General features: G+C 48.4%; 1 protein-coding gene. It reads right to left on the reverse strand.

Annotated features, from left to right (window positions below; all coding sequences use genetic code 11):
- Positions 1-17 precede the first annotated feature (17 nt).
- Complete coding sequence (locus BG260_RS13815) at positions 18-1,436, reverse strand: IS110 family RNA-guided transposase (RefSeq protein WP_069133544.1); 1,419 nt, start codon at positions 1,434-1,436, stop codon at positions 18-20.
- Positions 1,437-1,632: the final 196 nt, after the last annotated feature.

A 1,632-nucleotide genomic window follows, 5' to 3' on the forward strand; every position in this document is an offset into this window, starting at 1 on the left:
CCCTCCAAGTTGTACCGTTAAACTTCAAGTGTATTCTTCGATATTTTTTTATCTTTTTTAAGGCGTGCCTCGAGATCCCGCACTTGTTCAGCACTGCTGACTTGGGACAGTTGGTACGCCTTTCTTTTTTTGGTGGCTATTCTGCTAATGGGTGCCGCATCGTCAAAAGGTTGTTCGCGCCGCTTCGATGCCATTTCCTGCTGTAGAGTATCTTTACGTGGATCAGAGACCTTTTTTAGTTGGTTGGCCTGATCCACCGCCTGATCATATCCGCTTCCGCTGGAGAGAACACCCCAGATGATGCGAAGCAGCTTGTGCATTATGACACCCAGAGATTGTTTATGTGATTTCCCTTTGCTGCGATGGCGGTGATAAATCGCTTTTAAGTGGGGATCTTTGAGTACGGCATTGTTGGCACACATATACAAGGTTGCCCGCATGGCAGCGCGTCCTTTTTTGCTCATGCGAACCACAGATTGTTTATCTCCACTTTCTTTCAGGGAAGGATACACACCAAAATAGCCACTTAATTTCCCGGGGCAGGCAAACCGGCGGATATCTTCAATCTGGATCATTAAACTGGCAGCGCTATAGTTTCCTATTCCACTGATCGTTTCCAGAAGCTTTGTGTGTTCTCCCTGGCAATCTGCAACCAGTTTTTCTTTTAGTGCGTTTACCTGTTTTTGGCTTTCCTGGATTTGGCGGGCCATTGAAGCGATTAAAAATTCATCAGACTCATGCCCACGGGCTGCTACCGTCTGCCTGGCATTGTCAATCAACCGGGCCGCTTTTTCCAGGGATATAAAGTTGATCTTTGCCACGGTTTGCGCCCGCGCCCGTGAGAGCTTTTGAGGACTGGGGTAGGCTTTGAGCAGCTCCAGTACCCAATTAGGTATCCCATGCTTGCAAAACCGCTGAAGCTCCGGAAAGCAGCTGTACAACAGCTGCCGGAACTGGGTGATCAGCTGAGTGCGCTGGCGAACCAGCAGGCGAATATGTCCGTCAAAGCTGCGTAAAGAGCGATATTTAGTGAGAGCTGTATCCCAGGTAATCTCATCTGCGTAGCGTATCAGGTAGCGTGCAATATGAACCGCACTCAGGGCATCGGTTGTCTGCATCGACAAGCTCGCTCTGGCCGCATTTTTTACCGCCAACGGGTTCAGCCTGGCCACGTGAAGGGGAAGTGCCTTGCCGGCTTCCATCAATGACGCATACCAATTATCTTCAAATCCACCTGTGCTCTCCACTCCGCCATAGAGCCGGTCCAGATTATACGTATCCATACAGCGGCCAAGCCACTGGATGAGTCGCTGATGCCCCTTGCGGGTGTCATCGAACTGTACTGGTTTGGTGAGTACCTGTAATTCCTGATTCAGTATCACCAAATCACTGTAGCCTTTGCTGACGTCAATTCCTACATATCCACTGTTCATCATATATCCTCATGTTGTGTTGAATAAAAGTCAGGCTTCGTTTATCCTTATTGATATACGGTGTCTATGCACCAGGTTGTACCACAAACTCTACCTAACGAAGAGGAGAAACTTGGAGACGGCATCTATGTGCCAGGGTTCGTACCTCCTCACTTCGTCAGGTAAGCTTTTCTAACTTTAAATTCAACATATAAGGGTT

The organism is Rhodohalobacter halophilus (assembly GCF_001715195.1).
GTDB lineage: Bacteria > Bacteroidota > Rhodothermia > Balneolales > Balneolaceae > Rhodohalobacter > Rhodohalobacter halophilus.